Annotated in this window: 16 protein-coding genes; 10 read left to right on the top strand and 6 right to left on the bottom strand. The window is 60.8% G+C overall.

The genetic code is table 11. The annotated features are described in order from the left end of the window. Positions 1-4 precede the first annotated feature (4 nt). The 9 genes from nuoI (at position 5) to L972_RS00745 (ending at position 10,733) form a co-directional block, all read left to right on the top strand. A complete protein-coding gene (gene nuoI, locus L972_RS00785; protein WP_005337245.1) occupies positions 5-547 on the top strand; it encodes an NADH-quinone oxidoreductase subunit NuoI in 543 nt (180 codons plus the stop codon). 10 nt (positions 548-557) lie between these two features. Continuing rightward, positions 558-1,109, top strand: a complete 552-nt coding sequence (nuoJ, locus tag L972_RS00780) for an NADH-quinone oxidoreductase subunit J (protein ID WP_047434409.1) — start codon at positions 558-560, stop codon at positions 1,107-1,109. After that, a complete protein-coding gene (gene nuoK / locus L972_RS00775; protein WP_005337247.1) occupies positions 1,106-1,414 on the top strand; it encodes an NADH-quinone oxidoreductase subunit NuoK in 309 nt (102 codons plus the stop codon). Before nuoJ ends, nuoK begins: the two co-directional genes overlap by 4 nt. Further along, positions 1,411-3,258: an NADH-quinone oxidoreductase subunit L gene (nuoL, locus tag L972_RS00770; protein WP_047434405.1), complete on the top strand. Its 1,848-nt coding sequence runs from the start codon at positions 1,411-1,413 to the stop codon at positions 3,256-3,258. The genes nuoK and nuoL overlap by 4 nt, the downstream gene beginning before the upstream one ends. Positions 3,259-3,356: 98 nt before the next feature. Continuing rightward, positions 3,357-4,901, top strand: coding sequence for an NADH-quinone oxidoreductase subunit M (gene nuoM, locus L972_RS00765; RefSeq protein WP_047434402.1), 1,545 nt, complete (start codon positions 3,357-3,359; stop codon positions 4,899-4,901). Beyond that, complete coding sequence (gene nuoN, locus L972_RS00760) at positions 4,898-6,361, top strand: NADH-quinone oxidoreductase subunit NuoN (protein ID WP_047434400.1); 1,464 nt, start codon at positions 4,898-4,900, stop codon at positions 6,359-6,361. The genes nuoM and nuoN overlap by 4 nt, the downstream gene beginning before the upstream one ends. Positions 6,362-6,596: 235 nt before the next feature. Continuing rightward, positions 6,597-7,733, top strand: coding sequence for an FIST C-terminal domain-containing protein (locus L972_RS00755; RefSeq protein WP_047434397.1), 1,137 nt, complete (start codon positions 6,597-6,599; stop codon positions 7,731-7,733). Next, positions 7,730-9,187 carry an HD-GYP domain-containing protein gene (locus L972_RS00750; RefSeq protein WP_047434395.1) on the top strand — a complete coding sequence of 486 codons (1,458 nt, stop codon included), beginning with the start codon at positions 7,730-7,732 and terminating at the stop codon, positions 9,185-9,187. The genes L972_RS00755 and L972_RS00750 overlap by 4 nt, the downstream gene beginning before the upstream one ends. A 1-nt stretch (position 9,188) precedes the next feature. Next, positions 9,189-10,733 carry an HD domain-containing phosphohydrolase gene (locus tag L972_RS00745; protein WP_047434392.1) on the top strand — a complete coding sequence of 515 codons (1,545 nt, stop codon included), beginning with the start codon at positions 9,189-9,191 and terminating at the stop codon, positions 10,731-10,733. 64 nt (positions 10,734-10,797) lie between these two features. Here L972_RS00745 and purL read toward each other — a convergent pair whose 3' ends face one another. Continuing rightward, positions 10,798-14,721 (bottom strand): phosphoribosylformylglycinamidine synthase, encoded by a 3,924-nt coding sequence (gene purL, locus L972_RS00740; protein WP_047434390.1) that lies wholly within the window; start codon positions 14,719-14,721, stop codon positions 10,798-10,800. A 149-nt stretch (positions 14,722-14,870) separates the two neighbouring features. Between purL and mltF the strand changes: the two genes are divergently transcribed. Continuing rightward, entirely contained in the window at positions 14,871-16,355 is a 1,485-nt protein-coding gene (gene mltF / locus L972_RS00735) for a membrane-bound lytic murein transglycosylase MltF (protein WP_047434388.1), read from the top strand. 373 nt (positions 16,356-16,728) lie between these two features. Here the strand turns inward: mltF and L972_RS00730 are convergent, their stop codons facing one another. The 5 genes from L972_RS00730 to hisS form a co-directional block, all read right to left on the bottom strand. Further along, complete coding sequence (locus L972_RS00730; RefSeq protein ID WP_005344872.1) at positions 16,729-16,953, bottom strand: zinc ribbon domain-containing protein; 225 nt, start codon at positions 16,951-16,953, stop codon at positions 16,729-16,731. A 123-nt stretch (positions 16,954-17,076) separates the two neighbouring features. Further along, a complete protein-coding gene (gene der, locus L972_RS00725; RefSeq protein ID WP_005333794.1) occupies positions 17,077-18,573 on the bottom strand; it encodes a ribosome biogenesis GTPase Der in 1,497 nt (498 codons plus the stop codon). A 74-nt stretch (positions 18,574-18,647) separates the two neighbouring features. After that, positions 18,648-19,832, bottom strand: coding sequence for an outer membrane protein assembly factor BamB (gene bamB, locus L972_RS00720; RefSeq protein WP_005333796.1), 1,185 nt, complete (start codon positions 19,830-19,832; stop codon positions 18,648-18,650). Beyond that, positions 19,825-20,475 carry a YfgM family protein gene (locus tag L972_RS00715; RefSeq protein WP_021229680.1) on the bottom strand — a complete coding sequence of 217 codons (651 nt, stop codon included), beginning with the start codon at positions 20,473-20,475 and terminating at the stop codon, positions 19,825-19,827. Before L972_RS00715 ends, bamB begins: the two co-directional genes overlap by 8 nt. A 3-nt stretch (positions 20,476-20,478) precedes the next feature. Then, on the bottom strand, positions 20,479-21,756 hold the full coding sequence (hisS, locus tag L972_RS00710; RefSeq protein ID WP_005351051.1) for a histidine--tRNA ligase: 1,278 nt from the start codon (positions 21,754-21,756) through the stop codon (positions 20,479-20,481). Positions 21,757-21,780 lie beyond the last annotated feature (24 nt).

Here is a 21,780-nt window from a genome sequence, read left to right as displayed (position 1 = left end):
CAATATGAAAATTGTTAGCATTATTCAGGGTGTCGGCACCCAGTTACGCAGTCTGGCCATGGTCTTCTCCCATGCCTGGCGGCCCCGTGAAACCCTCAACTATCCGGAGCAGGCGGTCTATGCGGCCCCCCGCTACCGGGGTCGTATCGTGCTGACCCGCGACCCCGACGGGGACGAACGCTGCGTGGCTTGCAACCTCTGCGCGGTCGCCTGCCCGGTTGGCTGCATCTCGCTGCAAAAGTCCGAGCGGGAAGATGGTCGCTGGTACCCGGAGTTCTTTCGCATCAACTTTTCCCGTTGCATCTTCTGCGGCCTGTGCGAAGAGGCTTGCCCCACCACCGCCATCCAGCTGACGCCGGATTTCGAAATGGGTGAGTATCGCCGCCAGGATCTGGTGTACGAGAAGGAGGATCTGCTGATCAGCGGGCCCGGCAAATACCCGGACTACAACTTTTATCGCATGAGCGGGATGGCCATCGACGGCAAGCCGAAAGGGGATGCCGAAAACGAAGCCAAGCCCATCGATGTCAAGAGCCTGCTGCCCTGAGGAGTCAATCATGGAACTGGCATTTTATGCCTCGGCCCTGGTGGCCATTTACAGCACGCTGCGGGTGATCAGCACCAGCAATCCCATGCATGCGCTGCTCAATCTCATCATCTCCCTCATCGCCGTGGCCATGATCTTCTTCTGCCTGGGTGCCGCCTTTGCCGGCGCCCTGCAGGTGATCGTCTACGCGGGTGCCATCATGGTGCTGTTCGTGTTTGTGGTGATGATGCTGAACCTGGGTTCAGCACAGGCGCAGGAGAAAAAGTGGCTCACCCCCATGACCTGGGGGGGCCCAGCCCTGCTCTCGCTGATCCTGCTGGGCTTTCTGGCCCACGGCATTCTCGGGGTGACCGGGGGCCTGATCGGAGTGACCGAGGTGACCGCCAAGCAGGTGGGTGTCGAGCTCTTTGGCCCCTATGTACTGGCGGTGGAGCTTGCCTCCATCCTGCTGCTGGCGGGTCTGGTAACCGCCTATCACCTGGGTCGGGAAGAGAAGAGCGGTGAAGTGCTCTCCGTCCCCCGCAATCAATCGCGTCCGTCACATGAAGGAGGTCAGCAATGAATGGAATCCCCATGGAGCACGGACTTTTGCTGGCCGCGGTGCTGTTCTGCATCGGCTTGTGCGGTCTGCTGATCCGTCGCAACCTGCTCTACATCCTAATGAGCATCGAAATCATGATGAATGCCTCGGCACTGGCATTTGTGGTGGCGGGTAGCCGCTGGGCTCAGGCCGACGGCCAGATCATGTACATACTGGTGATTTCTCTGGCAGCAGCGGAGGCCAGTATCGGCCTCGCCCTGTTACTGCTGCTCTATCGTCGTTACCACACCCTGAACGTGGACACTGTGAGCGAGATGCGCGGATGAGCCTCTTATATCTGACTTTTCTATTTCCGCTGCTGGGATGGCTGGTATTGGCCTTCTCCCTCGGCCGTCTGGGGGAGCGCACCTCGGCGCTGATCGGGGTGGGTTCCATTGGTCTCTCGGCGCTTACCACACTCTGGGTCGGCATGGACTTTCTGGCCAACCCGCCCGAGGGTGGCGTCTATATCCAGCACCTGTGGCAGTGGATGGCGGTAGGCCACTTCACCCCCACCTTCAGCCTGGCGCTGGATGGCCTGTCGCTGACCATGCTGGGGGTGGTGACCGGGGTGGGTTTCTTTATCCACCTGTTCGCCTCCTGGTATATGCGCGGGGAAGAGGGCTACTCCCGCTTCTTCACCTACACCAACCTCTTTATCGCCAGCATGCTGTTTCTGGTACTGGCCGATGACCTGCTGTTTGTCTACCTCGGCTGGGAAGGGGTGGGGCTGTGCAGCTACCTGCTGATCGGCTTCTACTACAAGGATCGCAACAATGGCGCGGCGGCCCTCAAGGCCTTCATCGTGACCCGTGTGGGTGATGTCTTCCTCGCCATCGGCCTGTTTATCCTCTATCGCGAACTGGGCACACTCAATATTCACGAGCTGCTGGTTCGTGCCCCGACCATGTTTGCCGAAGGCTCCCCTGCCCTGTCACTCGCATGCCTGATGCTGCTGGGTGGTGCGGTCGGCAAATCAGCCCAGCTGCCGCTGCAGACCTGGCTGGCAGATGCGATGGCTGGCCCGACGCCGGTCTCCGCGCTGATCCACGCCGCCACCATGGTGACCGCGGGTGTCTACCTGATTGCCCGCACCCATGGCCTGTTCCTGCTGGCACCGGAGATCCTCCATCTGGTCGGGCTGGTTGGCGCCATCACCCTGGTGCTGGCAGGCTTTGCCGCGCTGGTACAGACCGATATCAAGCGGATCCTTGCCTACTCCACCATGAGCCAGATTGGCTACATGTTCCTGGCGCTCGGTGTCGGTGCATGGGAAGGGGCCATCTTCCACCTGATGACCCACGCCTTCTTCAAGGCGCTGCTGTTCCTCTCCGCCGGTGCCGTTATCGTCGCGACCCATCACGAGCAGAACATCTTCAAGATGGGTGGCCTGCGCAAGAGCCTGCCGCTGGTCTATGCCTGCTTCCTGGTGGGTGGTTCGGCGCTGGCCGCGCTGCCGCTGGTCACCTCGGGTTTCTACAGTAAGGACGCCATCCTGTGGCAAGTAGAAGCGTCTGGCCAAAGCGCGCTGCTGTGGGCCGGTCTGGTGGGGGCATTCCTCACATCCCTCTACACCTTCCGGCTGATCTTTATCGCCTTCCATGGCAAAGAGCAGACCAAAGCCCACGCCGGTCACGGCTTGGCTCACCATCTGCCGCTGCTGGTACTGCTGGTGCTCTCCACCGGCATAGGCGCGCTGATCACCCCGCCGCTGGCCGGGGTACTGCCGGCAGGCCCAGGTGATCATATCGAAGAGGGTCGCCATGCGTTGGAGATCACCTCCGGCATCATCGCCATCACAGGCATTGCGCTGGCAGCCTTCCTGTTTCTCGGTGAGCGCCGACTGGCCACCTCCATTGCCAACAGCGCACCGGGTCGCCTGCTCAGCACTCTCTGGTTCAACGCCTGGGGCTTTGACTGGCTCTATGACCAGCTCTGGGTCAAGCCCTATCTGCTGGCGACCCGTCTGGTCGGGCAGGATCCGCTGGACTGGATGATGGGCCTGCCCGCCTGGCTTGCCCTGCGTGGCAACCAGCTGCTGGCCTGGACCGTGACCGGCAAGTTGCGCTGGTATGCCGCCTCCATGGGGATCGGTGCCGTGCTGGTGCTGGCGCTGTTGCTGCTGGGGTAACGCGATGAACAACCGGACAATCATACAGCTAGGCTGTTTGCTCTCCCTGATGGAACAGGGCGCGCAATCTCATATGAACTTGAACGAGAGCTGATACCGTGACCTTACTCTGGATCTTGCTAATTCCTTTTATCGGCGGCTTGCTCTGCTGGCAGATGGAGCGTCTCGGCGGACAGTTTGTTCGCTGGGTAGCCCTGCTCGCCATGAGCGCCAGCCTGCTGCTCTCCTGTGCCATCTGGCTAAGTGGTGATTTCTCCCTTGCCACCACGGGTCTCGACAGCGCGGGCGTCTCTGGTGCTGCCTCCGCCTGGGCCGCCGAGTGGCGCCTGCCGTGGATCCCCCGCTTTGGCATCTCTTTGCATCTGGCGGTGGATGGCTTGTCACTGTTGATGGTGATCCTCACCTGCTTTATCGGGGTGCTGGCCATCCTCTGTTCGTGGAAAGAGATCGTGCAACGCATCGGCTTCTTCCATCTGAACCTGCTCTGGATCCTGGGTGGCGTGCTCGGTGTCTTTATGGCACTGGACCTGTTCCTCTTCTTCTTCTTCTGGGAGATGATGCTGGTTCCCATGTACTTCCTGATTGCGCTCTGGGGCCATTCGGTCACTGACGGCAAATCACGGATCAACGCCGCGACCAAGTTCTTCATCTACACCCAGGTGAGCGGCCTGATCATGCTGGTGGCCATCATCGGGCTGGTGCTGACCCACCAGCATGCCACCGGTGTCTTCACCTTCAACTATCTGGATCTGCTCAATACCCCGATGAGCAAGGGTGTACAGTGGCTGCTGATGCTGGGCTTCTTCATCGCCTTCGCGGTCAAGATGCCGCTGGTGCCGCTGCACGGCTGGCTGCCGGATGCCCATAGCCAGGCACCGACCGCAGGCTCAGTGGATCTCGCCGGTATTTTGCTGAAAACCGCCGCCTACGGCCTGCTGCGCTTCGCCCTGCCGCTCTTCCCGGAAGCCTCTGCCGAGTTTGCCCCCTACGCCATGGTGCTGGGTCTTGTCGGTATCGTGTATGGCGCCATCGTGGCCTTTGCCCAGACCGACATTAAACGGCTGGTGGCCTACACCAGCATCTCCCACATGGGTTTTGTGATGATCGCCATCTACTCGGGTAGCGAAGTGGCCCTGCAGGGCGCCGTTGTGCAGATGATCGCCCACGGTCTCTCCGCCGCCGGCCTCTTTATCCTCTGCGGTCAACTCTACGAGCGCCTGCACACCCGCGATCTGCGCCAGATGGGTGGTCTGTGGGGACGCCTGCGCTATCTGCCGGGCGTGATGCTCTTCTTCTCGGTCGCCTCTCTGGGCATGCCGGGCACCGGCAACTTCGTCGGCGAGTTCCTGATCCTGATCGGCAGCTTCCAGGTCGCCCCGGTGATCACGGCGGTCGCCACCTTCGGGCTGGTGCTGGCCTCGGTCTACTCCCTCATCATGTTGCAGCGCGCCTGCTTTGGCCCCGCCAAGGACGAGAGCATCCTGAAAGGGCTGGATCGCCGCGAGCTGACCATGATGATGGTGATTGCGGGCCTGCTGGTTCTGCTCGGCCTCTATCCCCAACCCGTGATTGATACCGCCAGCAGCAGCCTTATCAACGTGCTGCACTGGTATCTGCTGCCAACTGCTGGAGCCCTGCAATGACTTTCTCCGCTTCCCAACTGCTGGCACTGCTTCCCCTGCTGCTGACCACCGGGGCCATGGCGGCCCTGATGCTGGCCATCGCGTGGCGCCGCTGTGTCACTACCGCCTTTACCGTCACCATCATTGGTCTCAACCTGGCGCTCTTCTCCCTGCCCATCGTGATGGCGCAAGGGGATCAGGGGGTCACCCCGCTGCTGCAAGTCGATGGCTATGCCGTCTTCTACATGGGATTGGTGCTGATTGGCGCGCTGGCAACCTGTACCTTCGGCCAGTCGTGGCTGAAAGCCTACCCGGATAACCGGGAGGAGTTCTTCCTGCTACTGCTGATCGCCACTGCCGGTGGTCTGGTGCTGGCCTGCTCCCGCCACCTCGCCTCCCTGTTTATCGGGATCGAGATGCTGACCCTGCCGATGTTCGGTCTGGTCGGTTACGCCTACCGCGAGCGCCACTCGCTGGAAGCCGCGGTGAAGTACATGGTGCTCTCTGCCGCCGCCACCGCCTTCTTGCTGTTTGGCATGGCGCTGCTCTATGCCCAGGCAGGCAGCCTGAGCTTTGCCGCCCTGGGGCAGACCCTGGCCCAGAGCCCGGCTCACCATCCGCTGTTGATGGGTGGCCTCGGTCTGATGCTGGTCGGCCTTGCCTTTAAACTCTCCCTGGCTCCCTTCCACCTCTGGACCCCGGATGTCTATGAAGGTGCTCCGGCACCGGTCGCCACCTTCCTCGCCACCGTCAGCAAGGTCGCGGTCTTTGCCGTGCTGCTGCGCTTCTATCTGGCAGTTCCGGCGGCGAGCGATCCCATGATCCACTGGCTGCTGGCCGCCATGGCGGTCATCTCCATCCTCGTTGGCAACCTGCTGGCACTGGTGCAAAGCAACATCAAGCGGATGCTGGGCTACTCCTCCATCTCCCACTTTGGCTATCTGCTGGCGGTGATTGTGGCGAGCCGTATCGGCCAGATGCCGGTGGAAGCGGCCGGGGTCTATCTGCTGATGTATCTGTTCACCAGCCTAGGTGCCTTTGGTGTCGTCAGCATGATGTCGAGCCCCTATCGCGGCAAGGATGCCGACTCCCTGCACAGCTATCGCGGCCTGTTCTGGAAGCGCCCCTATCTGACTGCCGTAATGACCGTGATGATGCTCTCGCTGGCAGGCATCCCGATGACGCTCGGCTTTATCGGCAAGTTCTACCTCATCGGCGTCACCGTCGAGGCGCAACTCTGGTGGCTCTCCGGTGCCATCGTGCTCGGCAGCGCACTGGGTCTCTACTACTACCTCAAGGTGATGGTGACCCTCTATCTGCGCGAACCGGGTATGCAGCAGCGCGATGCCAGCGCAGACTGGGCTCTCTCCTCCGGTGGAGTGGTAGTGCTGCTCTCTGCAGCGCTGGTGGTGTTGCTGGGACTCTATCCCCAGCCGGTCATCAGCCTGGTACAAGGGTTTCAGCACGTAGTCTTGCAGTAACCTTCACAGACGTTCCTCCTCACCATTACCCGCAAAACCGGCAGCCTTGGCTGCCGGTTTTCTATTTGCGGCCCGACAGCACCGCGCACTCCGCGAGCCAGCAAATGACAGATCAGTCAGCGAGGGTGATACCCATCATGGTTTTTGCCATACAACCAGAACCGGGCGAGATCCTCATACCCTCTTGAATTCCTTATTGATATATTGGTTATATTCTGGAATGGAGTTCAGATTGATGAAGCAACACTACGTTTGCCAATTTAACCCGACAGAGCTGGCCGCCACGCTGGCACCCTTGCAAGGAGGCAAGCTGACCATACTGCTGGCCGAACAGGATTGCGCGCAGGTTCCCCTGTTGCAGCAGTTGTGCCGCGATTTCAACATCGCCCTGGATGGCGCCATTTTCCCCCAGCTGATCGGTGCGCAAGGATTGTTGCCGCAAGGGGCCTGGCTACTGCCCAGAGCCAACCCCTATCACGCCACACTGCTGCCCCTGACACCGCAGGCCAGCGCAGTATCCCTTGCCCACCGGATTGCGGAACAGGTGGAGAACATGCTGGCCACCTGGCCAACCCCTTCGCCGCCACCAACCCTGTTTCTGACCTTCGACAACCTCATTCCCAATATCGCCTCCATTCTGGATGCGCTTTATCTGCAACTGGCCAATCGCGTCAACTATGCCGGCGCCAATGCAGGCAGCGGCAGCTTCACCCCCCTTGCCTGCCTGTTCGACAATCAACGGCAACTTGCCTACGGGGTCACCTGCACGCTGCTGCCCAGCAACAGCTTTCCCTTTCTGGAACATGGTTACCAACTTTCGGCCCAACCAATGCTGGCCACCAGCAGTGAAGCGAACAAGATTGCCTACATCGACTGGCAACCGTCCTTTCAAAAATATCAGGGGCTGATCCGCCAGCAATTCCAGCACACTATGGTGCGCGAGGAGCTCTACCGTTTCGTGGTGCACATGCCACTGGGCCTGCTGCGGGCCAACGGGGATGTGATTGTCAGGATCCCCGTCGAGGCAAACGATGACGGCGCCCTGCTCTGCGCCGGCGAGGTCGCGGAGCACAGCATCCTCACCCTGCTGAAGGCGCCAGAGAGTGCCACCGAACATGCCTGCTCACTGGCCAGGCGCCTCAACCAGCAACAAACTCTCACCCGGGCACACTTGCTGGAGGTCTACTACTGCGCGGGACGCCAGCTGCACTTCGACCAGCAGACGGTGACCGAGCTGCACACCCTGCTGACCCACTCGGGGGCCGGCGATCTGGCAGGAGCCCTCTCCCTTGGCGAAATTGGCAGCGTGCGCCATGGGGATTACCCCCAATTTCATAACGGCGCCATTCTCTGTAACGGGGCAGTGATATGAACAACGACCACGCCATGGCCATCGTCTGCGATCTGGCGCTCTGCATCGGGCGTGAAGTCACGTTGGATGCGCTGCTCACAAAGGTACTGCAACGTTTTATGCATCACTGCGCCACGCCGGTTGGCACGGTATTGCAGCAACAACGGGAGGGATACAAGCTGCTCAAGGTGATCGGCGACGAGCAGCTGCGCCAGCACACCGGCACCACCCTGCCACTGCCTGGGTGGGTCAGCGAGGAGGAGCACTGCCTGCTGCAACAGACGCTCCCCCTGCCGGGCAGCCGCCCCTACCAGTTTGCCTATCGGCTCAAGGTTGAAGGGGGTTATCTCATCTTGCTGCTCGCCCCCCAGCCACATCAGCAGATCGTACCGGTCTGCCATCTGTTCAGCCCGGTGCTCGGCAACCTGGCCCGCGCCATTTCCCTGTGCAAGGACAGCGAGCTGCTCGCCCTGCGTCAGCAGGCCGAACTGAAGGACCTGAAACACTTCAACGAATCCCTGCTCAAGGCCATCCCGATCCCTGTGTTCTACAAAGATATCGAGGGGCGGTTTCTGGGCTGCAACCAGGCCTTCAATCAGGTGATCGGCATCGGCAAGGAGGCGCTGCTGGGTCGACGGGTCGAGGAGCTGCTGCCAGTCGGGCTTGCCGAAGCCTACAGCATGCGGGAAGCCGAGTTGCTGCGAAGTCGCCAGCCCCAGTGCATCGAACAGCAGTTGCATGACCGCAATGGCATGCGCTATCAGGTCATCTGTTTCAAGGATCTCTTCTATGACCATCAGGGGATGGTTGCCGGCATCATCGGCACCCTGGTCGACATCACCCGCCTCAAGGAGAGCGAGCGCCACCAGCGTGACCTGCTGTTCCAGACCATCAGTGCCCTCGCCAGCGCCATCAGCCACAAGGATCGCAACAGTGCGGGCCATGAGCTGAGGGTGCGCGATTTGGCACTGGCCATCGGGCAGGCCATGCAACTGCGGCAAGAGCGGCTGGATGCGCTGGGACTGGCGGCCATGGTGCACAATATCGGCCTGCTGCAGATCCCCACCGAGATCATCACTCGCCCCCGTGAATTGCGGCCGGTGGAGTTCGAACTGATCAAGCAGCACCCCCAAGCCGGCCACGATATTCTCAAACAGATCGACTTCCCCTGGCCCATCGCCACCATAGTGCTGCAGCACCACGAAAACCTCGATGGCAGCGGCTATCCGCAGGGGCTGGCGGGCAACGCCATTACCCTGGAGGCGCGCATTATCCGGGTGGCCGACTCGCTGATCGCCATGACCTCCCATCGCCCGTTCCGCCGGGCCATGCCCCTGAGTGATGCCTTTGCCGAACTGACCCGCTATGCCGGGATCCATTACGATGAAAAAGTGGTCAACAGCTGTATCGTGCTCTGGCAGACCGGCTACCACTTCGGCCCTCCCATCAGTCAACTTGCAGACAAAGCGGGATAAGATGTCCGAACTCCTCACCTCCTGTGCACTCCCCCACCCACTTACCGATGCGCTCCCCTCCTCGGCGCTGTTGCTGACCCAGGTGATGGATCAGCTTCCCTATCGGGTGCTGCTCAAAGACACCCGATTCAGCTACATTGCGGGCAACCGCCTGCTGGCGGCGGATCTCGCCCTCTCCCCAGAGGCACTGGTGGGCAAGAATGACTGCGACTTTTTTCCCCCCGAACTGGTACAGCGCTATCGGGAGGATGACGCCCGAGTCATGCGCGAGGGGATACACCAGCACATCGAAGAGCCCTATCTGAAGGGGGGAGAAGCCCGCTGGCTCAGCACCACCAAGTTTCCCCTGCGTGATGAGGCGGGGGTCATCGTGGGGGTCGGCGTCGTCTTCGAAGACATTACCGAGCAGAAGTGGCAGCAGGAGAAACTGCAACAGTACAGCTGGACCCAGCAGGCGATCAGCCGCGCCCACCACGCCCTGCTCAAACCGGGCGATGAGCCGCAACTGCTGCAGGATATCTGCGATGCCATCGCCGTCGATGACCGTTTTCCGCTGGTCGCAGTGCTGCAAGGCCAGCCCGAACTCGCCCAACCGCCGAGGATCGTGGCGCAGGCAGGCAGTGCCGATGCCTCGGAACAAACGCTGTGGTTGAACGATGAGGCCCTCACCCAGGCCATCCTCCACCAGCGGCGCCTCAATCAGGTGATCTTCCACGAGCGGCCCCATACCGGCCGCCACCCGTTGCGCTCCCGCCTGCTTATCCCCTTGCCACTGGAGGAGGATCAGGCCGGTGCGCTGATCATTCACAGCGACCAGCCACGGTTGTTCAGCCAGGAGGAGGAGCAGCTCTTCATCCAGCTGACCGACTACCTCACCTATGGCCTGCAGGCGCGCCATACCCAGCAGGCTTATCTGCGCTCGCAACAGGAGAAGATCTTCCATGCCCGCCAGCTGGAGCTGGCACTGGAAGATGCGCTGGGTGCCATCGCCGCCGTGCTGGAGCAGCGCGATCCCTATACCGCTGGCCATCAGAAACATGTGGCCAAGCTGGCCCAAGCCATCGGCCGGGAGCTCAGGCTGGAAGAGAAGCGGCTGCGGGGGATCTATCTGGGCGCCATGGTGCACGATATCGGCAAGATCCAGGTACCGGCCGAAATTCTCACCAAACCGGAGCGCCTCACACCGCTGGAGTTCGAGCTGGTCAAGGAACACCCCGCCATCGGCTATCTGGTGCTCAAGGATATCGACTTCCCCTGGCCCATCGCCCGGATGATCCACCAGCACCACGAGTATCTCGATGGCTCCGGCTATCCGCTGGGACTCAAGGGGGATGAGATCCTGCTGGAGGCCCGCATCCTCACCGTCGCCGATATCGTCGAATCCATGTCCTCGGATCGCCCCTATCGCGCCGCCCTCGGCATTCCCCAGGCCAGGGAGCAGATCATCCAGATGCGCGGCCATCAGCTCGATGCGGATGTGGTGGATGCCTGTCTGCGGATCCTCGACCGGGGAGACTTTATCCCCCAACCGCTCGGCAAGCCGTAACGACACGGATAAAAAAACCGGCCAATTGGCCGGTTTCTGTTTTTATGCGCTGGTGCTGTCTCTATTAACCCAGACGAACCCGGGCGTTGCGGAACATCCGCATCCAGGCACCGTCCTCGCCCCAGTTGTCCGGGTGCCAGGAGTTGGCCACGGTGCGGAACACCCGCTCCGGATGCGGCATCATGATGGTAGCTCGGCCATCTTGCGTGGTCACCGCGGTGATACCGTTCGGTGAGCCATTCGGGTTGGCCGGGTACTGCTCGGTCACGCTGCCGCGGTTATCGACAAAGCGCAGCCCTACCAGACCGCTGGCCTGCAACGCGCTCAGGTGAGCGGCATCGCGCACCTCCACCCGTCCTTCCCCATGGGAGACGGCAATGGGCATCACGGAACCCGCCATGCCGGCGAAGAAGGCCGACGGGGACTCCTGCACCTGCACCAGGCTGAAGCGGGCCTCGAAGCGCTCGGAGCTGTTGCGCACAAAGCGCGGCCAGAGATCGGCACCCGGGATGAGATCCCGCAAGTTGGACATCATCTGGCAACCGTTGCAGACACCCAGAGAGAGGGTATCGCCACGCTCGAAGAAGCGCTGGAACTGCTCGCGGGCGTTGTCATTGAACAGGATGGACTTGGCCCAGCCTTCACCGGCCCCCAGCACGTCACCGTAGGAGAAGCCGCCACAGGCCACCAGGGTCTGGAACTCCTCCAGCTTGATGTGACCGGAGAGAATATCGCTCATATGGACATCGACCGCCGCGAAACCGGCACGATCGAACGCCGCCGCCATCTCCACATGGGAGTTGACTCCCTGCTCGCGCAGCACCGCCAGACGGGGTGAAACACCCTTGGCAATGTAGGGCGCCGCCACATCCTCGGACGGGTTGTAAGTCAGCTTGGCATGCAGACCCGGATCGGTGGCGTCCTGACGGGCCGCGTGCTCACTGTCGGCGCACGCCGGGTTGTCGCGCAGGCGCTGCATCTGCCAGCTGGTCTCGCCCCAAATGGTGCGAAGTGCGGTACGGCTGGCACGATAGACCTCCTGACCGCCCCGCTGCAGGGTGATGAGATCCCCTTCGCGCACGGTACCGAGCACATGGGAGCAGGCTGCCAGACCGTGACCGGCCAGCAGGGTCATCACCGCCTCTTTATCTTCACGACGCACCTGAATGACGGCGCCCAGCTCTTCGTTGAACAGCGCCGGCAGCAGCTCGCCGCCGATGCGATCGAGCTGGATGTCGAGGCCGCAGTGGCCGGCAAACGCCATCTCGGTCAGGGTGACGAACAGGCCACCGTCGGAGCGGTCGTGGTAGGCGATCAGTTTGCGATCAGCCACCAGCGCCTGAATGGCGTTGAAGAAGCCCTTGAGCTGGACCGGATTGTCGAGATCCGGCGCCTTGTCACCCAGCTGGCGATAGACCTGCGCCAGCGCCGAGGCGCCGAGGCGCTGCTTGCCATTGCCAAGGTCGATGAGGATAAGGTCGGTTTCACCGAGATCGGTACGCAGTTGCGGAGTAACCGTGTTGCGCACATCCTCGACCCGGGCAAAGGCGGAGATGAGCAGGGAGAGCGGCGAGGTGACGCTGTGCTCCTTGCCATCCTGCTGCCAGCGGGTCTTCATGGACATGGAGTCCTTGCCCACCGGAATGGTGATGCCCAAGGCCGGGCAGAGCTCCTCACCTACCGCTTTGACCGCCTCATAGAGACCGGCATCTTCACCCGGGTGACCGGCAGCGGCCATCCAGTTGGCGGAGAGCTTGACCCGCTTCAGCGACCCGATATGAGCCGGCGCCAGGTTGGTGAGCGCTTCCGCTACCGCCATACGAGCGGAGGCGGCGTGGGAGAGCAGCGCCACCGGGGTACGCTCGCCCATGGACATGGCTTCGCCGTGATAGCTGTCGTAGGTGGCAGCGGTGACGGCGCAATCGGCCACCGGGATCTGCCAGGGGCCAACCATCTGGTCGCGATTGACCAGACCGGTCACGCTGCGATCGCCGATGGTGATAAGGAAGGACTTCTCCGCCACGGTCGGCAGACGCAGAACCCGCTCGGCCGCGTCACTCAAAGTGATGCCATCGAGCTGGAGCGCCTTGCCCTGTGCTGGGAGGGTCACCACGTCACGGTGCATCTTGGGCGCCTTGCCGAGCAGCACGTCCAGCGGCAGATCGATGGGCTGATTGTCAAAGTGGCTGTCAGAGAGGGTCAGATGCTTCTCTTCGGTCGCGGTGCCGATCACGGCATAAGGGGCGCGCTCGCGCTCGCACAGGGCCTTGAACAGCGGCAGCTTGTCCTGCGCTACCGCCAGCACGTAACGTTCCTGGGATTCGTTGCACCAGATCTCCAGCGGGCTCATGCCCGGCTCGTCGCTCTGGATGGCACGCAAATCGAAACGACCGCCACGCTCACCGTCGTTGACCAGCTCCGGCATGGCGTTGGAGAGACCGCCCGCCCCCACGTCATGGATAAAGACGATAGGGTTGTCGTCCCCCAGCTGCCAGCAGCGATCGATCACCTCCTGGCAACGGCGCTCCATCTCGGGGTTATCACGCTGCACCGAGGCAAAGTCGAGATCTTCGGCTGACTGGCCGGAGGCCATGGAGGATGCGGCACCACCGCCCAGACCGATGTTCATCGCCGGGCCGCCCAGCACGATCAGCGCCGCGCCGACCGGGATATCCCCTTTCTGGACATGTTCGGTGCGGATGTTGCCGATGCCGCCTGCCAGCATGATGGGCTTGTGGTAGCCACGCACCTCGACGCCGTTGTGGCTCGGCACCTCCTCTTCGAAGGTACGGAAGTAGCCGAGAATGGCCGGACGGCCGAACTCGTTGTTAAATGCGGCTCCGCCGAGCGGCCCCTCCTGCATGATGTCGAAGGCACTGACGATACGGCTCGGCTTGCCGAAATCCTGCTCCCAGGGCTGCTCGAAGCCGGGAATGCGCAGGTTGGAGACGGAGAAACCGACCAGCCCCGCCTTGGGCTTGGCACCGCGACCGGTGGCCCCCTCGTCGCGGATCTCGCCGCCGGAGCCGGTGGCTGCGCCCGGGAACGGGGAGATGGCGGTCGGGTGGTTGTGGGTCTCCACCTTCATCAGGATGTCGACCTGTTCCTGGTGATACTGGTATTCGCCGTTGGCCGGGCTCGGGAAGAAGCGGCCACCCTGGCTCCCTTCCATCACGGCGGCGTTGTCTTTATAGGCAGAGAGGACATGATCCGGCGTCTGCTCGAAGGTGTTCTTGATCATCTTGAATAGCGACTTGGGCTGCTGCTCGCCATCGATGGTCCAGTCGGCATTGAAGATCTTGTGACGGCAGTGCTCGGAGTTCGCCTGGGCGAACATGTAGAGCTCGATGTCGTTGGGGTTGCGACCCAACTTGGTGAAGTTCTCCACCAGATAGTCGATTTCGTCGTCGGCCAGCGCCAGACCGAGCGCCACGTTGGCTTCGGCCAGGGCTGCGCGACCACCGCCCAGCACATCCACCTGGGTGAAGGGGCGCGGCTCGTGGTGAGCAAACAAGGCGGCAGCCTCGCTCATCTCGGCAAACACCACTTCCATCATCCGATCATGGAGCACGGCGGCAATGGCGCTGCGCTGGGCGGCACTCAGCTCACCCTGCCCCTTGATGGTCAGGTAATAGGCAATACCACGCTCCAGCCGCTTGACCTGTTTCAGGCCGCAGTTGTGGGCGATGTCGGTTGCTTTGGAAGACCAGGGGGAGATAGTGCCGGGGCGGGGGGTAACAAGAAACAGCTGACCGCTGGGGGTGTGTTCGGGGATGGTCGGGCCGTAGCGCAAAAGCTGGCCCAAGGTCGCTCGCTCGGGGGGAGAGAGGGGGCTTGTCAGCTCGGCAAAGTGCATATACTCGGCATAGACATCCTCTATCTCTACTCCGCTCTCTACTCCACTCTCGTTTCTCATCTGTGCGAAGCGTTGCAGCAGTTTTTGGACACGAAAATCAGACAGTGCTGGGGCACCACGCAAGATATCCATATGACCTTTCTCACCAAGTTTTAAAGTGGGGGGGAATTGAGACGCGCGTATTATAGGGATCTGGCTCACAGCGGACAAACGTTTTTCTCACTTCGTGCAGTGTGACTCTGCGCACACTCTCTGGTATAAAGGTGCCTCTTTTTTGACAAATGCCGATTTTTTCAACAAAGGTACTCACCTACTTGCGCTGCATTTTTCGACTGTTTATCGGGCTGTTGTTGACGCTGACACTGGTTGGCTGCGACTTCTATAGCCCCTCCAGCCAGCTGGAGCAGATCCGCCAGCGAGGCGAGATCCGGGTTGGCACCATCTATGGTCCCACCTCCTATTACCAGCGTGACGACCTCGCCCAGGGGTTCGATTACGAGCTGGCGCAAAATTATGCCGACTGGTTGGGGGTGAAACTCACCATCATCCCGGTCGACACCACTGACCAACTGGTCAACCTGCTGAAAAAGGGCAAACTCGATCTGGCGGCTGCCGCCATCATGGTCACCCCCGAACGGCGCGAGCTGTTTCGCTTCGGCCCAGGCTTCTATCAGGTCTCTCCCAAACTGGTCTACCGCAACGGCAAACCCAAGCCTGCCTCGTTAAACGATATCAAGGGCAAGCTGGTGGTGGCCGCCGGCTCCACCGGTGAAGATCTGCTCAAAGAGATGAGCAAAGAAAATCCGAAACTAGCCTGGAGCACCAGCGACAACGCCGATGTAGAGGAGCTGCTCAAGCAGGTGGTGGATGGCAAGATTGACTACACGGTGGTGCAGGATACCGTGCTGGCCCGTACCCAGCGCTACTACCCGGAGCTCACCGAGGGGCTGACCCTGGCCCAGAAGCAGACCGTTGCCTGGGCCATGAGCAAGCTGCCCGATGACAGCCTCTATGCCAGCGTGATCGACTTCTTCGGTCAGCGCTTTATGGATGGTGCCATCGCCAAGCTGGACGAGAAGTACTTCGGCCACGTGCAGAACTTCGACTTTGTCGATACCCGCACCTTCCTCAAGCGCGCCAAGAGCCTGCTGCCCAAGTACCAGCCTCTGTTCCAGACTCACGCCAAGAATATCGACTGGCGTCTGCTCGCCGCCATCAGCTATCAGGAGTCCCACTGGGACCCGCAGGCCCGCTCCTACACCGGCGTGCGCGGCATGATGATGCTGACCGAGCCCACCGCCAAGGCGATGGGAGTCAACGACCGGCTTCATCCGGAAGAGAGCATCAAGGGTGGCTCCCTCTATCTGCAGCAGATGATGGAGAAGGTGCCGGATTCGGTGCCCGATGACGAGAAGGTGTGGTTTGCCCTCACCGCCTACAACATCGGTTACGGCCACATGATGGATGCCCGCCGCCTGACCAAAGAGCTCGGCAAGAATCCCGACGCCTGGAGCGATGTGAAAGAGGTGCTGCCGCTGCTGCAACAGGCGCGCTGGCACCGCAAGGTACGTTACGGCTATGCCCGTGGCAGCGAGGCGCGCAACTATGTCAACAACGTGCGCCAGTATTACCAGAGTCTGCTCTGGCTCGACAACGAGCAGCAGAAGGCACATCAGCGGGAGAGTCTCGACAACGACAGCGAGCCCGAGCTGGCCGAGCGCCCCACCGCCATCGTCGAAGTGGTCAATCAGATCACCATGCGCTAACCAGCCATTATTCGGCTGTTTTCACACAAACTTCTCTGTTACCATCGATTCACATCGGAGCCTATCCGAAATCGCATTGTTTTCATTATGTTGAGAGATTAAATAACAGCAATTTCGGATGGGCTCCATCAATGACCCAAGGCCGGGATGGCCAACTTAGTTGGGAGGAGACCGAGATGCAAAAACGTAGAAAAATCAGTCTAGTCAGAAAAGCGAAGTGCAGCTGGAGCCCCAGACGCAAACTCAAGCTTAATGACATCAAGCGCAACCTGTGGCGCAGAAATCGATCCTATACCCTGCTTATTGCAGAGCACACAGCATAAACCCGGCATTCGCCGGTTTTTTTTATCTTTTTTCTCACCTGATTATCGTCTTACACCAGCGCCGCCTTGAACTGTACCGTCCGCTTGGAGATCAGCGAGTTGCAGTGGTTGCAGAAGTAATCCACCGCGCCGCACGCCTTGAGACGCTCCAGCTCCTGTTGGCAGGTGGGGCAAATGGCAGTAACCCGAACAGGGGCCTGGCACTGGCCACAGGTTTGCTCCTTGCTGCGGGTATCCAGTTCAGCCTGGCATGATGGACAAAGCAGGGCTTCCATAATCAACTCCTCGAAAGTGGATCTGCCATGGTCTTGTTCCATGGCAGATCCCCCTCCCCTTATTCCTCACCTTAACATGGCGAGGATAACAAAGCGGCTGCCGGTGAGGGCAGCCGCAAGGGCTTATTTCTTCTTCATCTTCAGCAGGCGTTTGCGCTGACGTTCCTGACTCAGGGTCATGGTGTTCTTCTTGCCTTCAAACGGGTTGACCGACTCCTGGAACTCGACCCGGATCGGCGAGCCCATGATCTTGAGGGACTTGCGGAAGTAGTTGATCAGATACCGCTTGTAGGAGTCCGGCAAGTCGTTCAACTGGTTGCCGTGGATCACGATGCGCGGCGGGTTGTAGCCACCGGCGTGGGCATACTTGAGCTTGACGCGGCGACCATTGACCATCGGCGGCTGGTGATCTTCCTGCGCCATCTGCATGATGCGGGTCAGCATGGCCGTGCTGGTACGACGGGTGGCGGACTGGTAAGCCTCCTGAATGGATTCAAACAGATGGCCGACACCGCTGCCGTGCAGGGCGGAGATGAAGTGGACGCGAGCGAAGTCGATGAAGCCCAAGCGACGATCCAGCTCGTTCTTCACATCCTCTTTCACCTTCTGATCCAGACCATCCCACTTGTTCACCACCAGCACCACGGAGCGACCGGCGTGGAGCACATAGCCAAGGATACTCAAGTCCTGATCGGTGATGGTCTCCTGGGCGTCGATCACCAGCAGGCAGACGTTGGCATCTTCGATGGCTTTCAGGGTCTTGATAACGGAGAACTTCTCCACCGTCTCATGCACCTTGCCACGACGACGTACACCGGCGGTGTCGATGACCACATACTTCTGCTCGTCACGCTCCATTGGAATGTAAACGGAGTCACGGGTGGTGCCTGGCATGTCATAGACGATGACCCGATCTTCACCCAGCATGCGGTTGGTCAGGGTAGATTTACCGACGTTGGGACGACCAACGATGGCGAACTTGATGGGCAGGTCGGCGAACGGGGTCTCCTTGGTGTCCTCTTTGGTATCGAGTTCACCGGCAGCCACCATGCGCAGCAGGGCTTCTTCGTCGAAGTCCTCCTCTTCCTCATCCTGCGCATCTTCATCGGTAGCGGAGTCGACCAGGGTCTCCAGATGGGGAGCCAGGGCCAGTTCCAGCAGGCTCAGCACGCCACGACCGTGGGCGGCCGCGATCTGATAGACCTCGCCCAGCGCCAGACCGTAGAACTCGGAGACCGCGGAATCACCGTCGATACCGTCGGTCTTGTTGGCCACCAGAAATACCTTCTTGTGGGCCTTGCGCAGGTGCTCGGCAATGGCTTGATCCGCCGCGGTCAGGCCGGCACGGGCATCCACCATGAACAGCACGACGTCCGCTTCTTCGATGGCCAGCAGAGATTGCTCGGCCATCTTCAGCTCGATCCCCTCTTCGGTGCCATCGATACCACCGGTATCGACCACGATAAATTCCAGCTCGCCCAACTTCGCCTGACCGTATTTACGGTCCCGGGTCAGACCGGGAAAATCGGCAACCAGGGCATCCCGAGTACGGGTCAAGCGGTTAAACAGGGTGGATTTCCCCACGTTGGGGCGGCCCACCAGGGCTACTACAGGAGTCATAAAAGCCTCATTCTCAAGACGACAAAGGCTCCGGGTCCGAAGACCAGGAGCCGGATATTCACATTATCGGACGATCAAGGACGCTTGAGGGCGTACAACTTGCCGTCACGGCTCTGCACATACAGGGTCTCGCCATCCACCAGCGGGGCGGCGTAGAGACCACTGCTATCGAGCTGCTGCATCGCCTTGATGGTACCGTCGGTACGATCAAGCCAATACAGGTATCCTTCCACATCACCCACCACCACATAGTCACCGAAGATGACAGGTGCAGTGACGGTACGATTTTCCAGCTGGGTGTTTGACCACAGCTCCAGACCGTTGCGACGGTCGATGGCAAACAGGTGGCTGCGACTGTCGGTCAGCACGATGGCATTACCGGTCATCGCCAGATCGCGATAGCCGGAATACTTGCGCTTCCACACTTCATCGCCGGTCATCAGTTTGCGCGCCATCAACTGACCGTTGTAGGCGATGGCGTAGAGCTCATCACCGGCGATCAGCGGGCTGGCATCGACGTCAACCATGCGGTCCAGCTCGGTAGCACCGCGCGGATCAGCCACCTTGGACTGACGCACAGGCTGGCCGTTGCTCAGCAGGGCGATGCCCACCTTGCCATCGGCACGACCGTAAATCACGGCGCCGTTGGTGATCACCGGTGCACCGGCACTGCGCAGGGTCAGTGGCGGCTGCTCTTCGGAGAGCGACCACTGCATCTTGCCTTCGTCGGTATCGAGCGCAATCAAGCGACCGGAGGTGGTCAACACCACCACGCGGCCATCTTCCACCGCGGGGCTTGCCACCACTTCGCCGGGCACATTGGTCTGCCACAGCACTTCACCATTCTCTTCGTTCAGGGCGTAGACCACCCCGTTCTCGGAGCCGAGGAACAGCTTGCCGTAACGGGAGACCAGACCACCGGAGAGACGAGCGCTACGCTTGTCGGCGTTGACCGGCAGGTCGGCCAGATCGACAGTCCAGAGGCGATCGCCACTGGCACGGTCAAAGGCGCTGACATCGCCGTCACGGGCCGCCGCATAGATACGATCTTCTTCCACCACCGGCTTGAGCTGGGAGTAGAAGTCACCAATGCCATCACCCACAGTGGATGACCATGCGGTGTCGGCAGTGAAGGCAGATTCAACCTTGGGCAGCGGCGCCATCGGGTTGAGATCCTCTTCGGAACTGAACAGGGAGCAACCCTGCAGAGCGAAGGAGACCGCAGCCCCCAGCGCCACCATCTTGAATAGATTACGCATCCGGTGCCTCACCAGTCGCAACGGCCGGCAGGGCCAGATCGTCCATTTTCAGCTTGAGCTCGGCGCTACCCTGCAGGCCGCCGGCATCCGCCGCCGCCTGATAGGCATCACGAGCCTCTTCGGTCTTGCCCTGCTTTTGCAGCACATCACCACGGGCTTCGGCTACCTGCGCCTTGAAGGCCTCATTCTGGATGGTCGCCAGCTTGGCCAGCGCTTCATCTGCCTTGCCCTGATCATTCAGCACACGGGCCAGACGCAGCGCCGCGATGGGACGAATGCTCTCGTCCCCCGTGGTCGCCACCAGCTCCAGCTGCTCGGCAGCCAGATCCAGCTTGCCCGCCTTGACGGCAGCGGCAGCCAGTTGCAACGCGGCCAGTTCACCGTAGGAGTCACCCTTGTTGGCGGTGACAAACTGCTGTGCCTGCTCGAAACCGGCGGCATCGCCCTTGGCCAGCTGCTCAATCACCTGGTTGTAAGAGTGGGAGGAGGCCTCCATGGTCTCTTGCTGGTGCTGGTTGTAATAGCGCCAGCCGAACAGACCGACCAGACCGATCACGGTCCCGGCAATCACCGAGGTTCCGTTCTCTTTCCACCACTCCTTGATAACCTCAACCTGTTGTTCTTCGGTGGTATAGACTTCCACAGCTTACTCTCCTTTGGCTGCCAGCAGGGCAATGGCGGCGTCAACCTTGACGGTCTGTTGCTCGGCCTGACCACGCAGATATTTGATAGTGATCTCCCCGTTTTGCACCTCGGTCTCACCAAGGATCAGGGCGATTGCTGCGCCGCTCTTGTCGGCACGTTTGAGTTGTTTCTTGAAGTTGCCACCACCGCAGTGGCTCATCAGGCGCAGGTCCGGCAGGGCATCGCGCAGACGCTCGGCCAGCTGGAAGCCAGCCTGTTCGGTCCCCTCGCCCACCATCGCCAGATAGACATCCACCGCCGGGCGGATATCGGCGTTGAGCTCGAGAGTTTCCAGCATCAGCACCAGACGCTCCATGCCCATGGCAAAGCCCACGGCCGGGGTCGGTTGACCGCCCAGCTGCTCTACCAGACCATCGTAGCGGCCACCGGCACAGACGGTGCCCTGGGCACCCAGACTGCTGGTGACCCACTCGAACACGGTCAGGTTGTAGTAGTCAAGACCACGCACCAGACGCTCGTTCACTTCGTATTTGATACCGGCAGACTCGAGCAGGCGCTTGAGCCCCTCGAAGTGGGCCAGGCTCTCTTCGCCCAGATGGTCGAACAGACGCGGGGCACCCGCCAAAATGGCCTGCACCTTTTCATCCTTGGAGTCGAGCACCCGCAGCGGGTTACTGTACATGCGGCGCTGGCTCTCTTCGTCCAGCTGCTCCTTGTACTGCTCCAGATAGGCCACCAGCGCATCGCGGTAAGCGGCGCGCTCGGCGCTCTGACCCAGGGTGTTGAGCTGCAGGGTGACATGCTCGCTGATGCCAAACAGACGCCACAGACGGTGGGTCAGCATGATCAGCTCAGCGTCGATGTCCGGCCCGTTGATGCCAAACAGCTCGACACCGAACTGGTGGAACTGGCGATAACGGCCCTTCTGGGGACGCTCGTGACGGAACATGGGGCCCATGTACCACATCCGGCGTTCCTGGTTGTAGAGCAGACCGTGTTCGATACCGGCACGGACGCAGCTGGCGGTCCCTTCCGGACGCAGGCTCAGGCTGTCGCCGTTACGGTCTTCAAAGGTGTACATCTCTTTTTCGACCACGTCGGTCACTTCACCGATGGCGCGCTTGAACAGATGAGTCTGCTCGACAATCGGCATGCGCACTTCGCTGTAGCCATAGCTGGCAACGACCTGGCGCAGGATCTGTTCAACCTTCTGCCATACCGGGCTCTGCTCCGGCAGGCAATCATTCATACCGCGAATAGCTTGGATCTGTTTTGCCACGTTGATACTCGAGAAAAAGAGGTA

Source organism: Aeromonas sp. ZOR0001, from assembly GCF_000801015.1.
In the GTDB taxonomy this organism is placed as follows: domain Bacteria; phylum Pseudomonadota; class Gammaproteobacteria; order Enterobacterales; family Aeromonadaceae; genus Aeromonas; species Aeromonas veronii.
The sequence above is the reverse complement of the archived record's forward strand: the minus strand, read 5'-3'. Positions and strand labels throughout refer to the sequence as shown.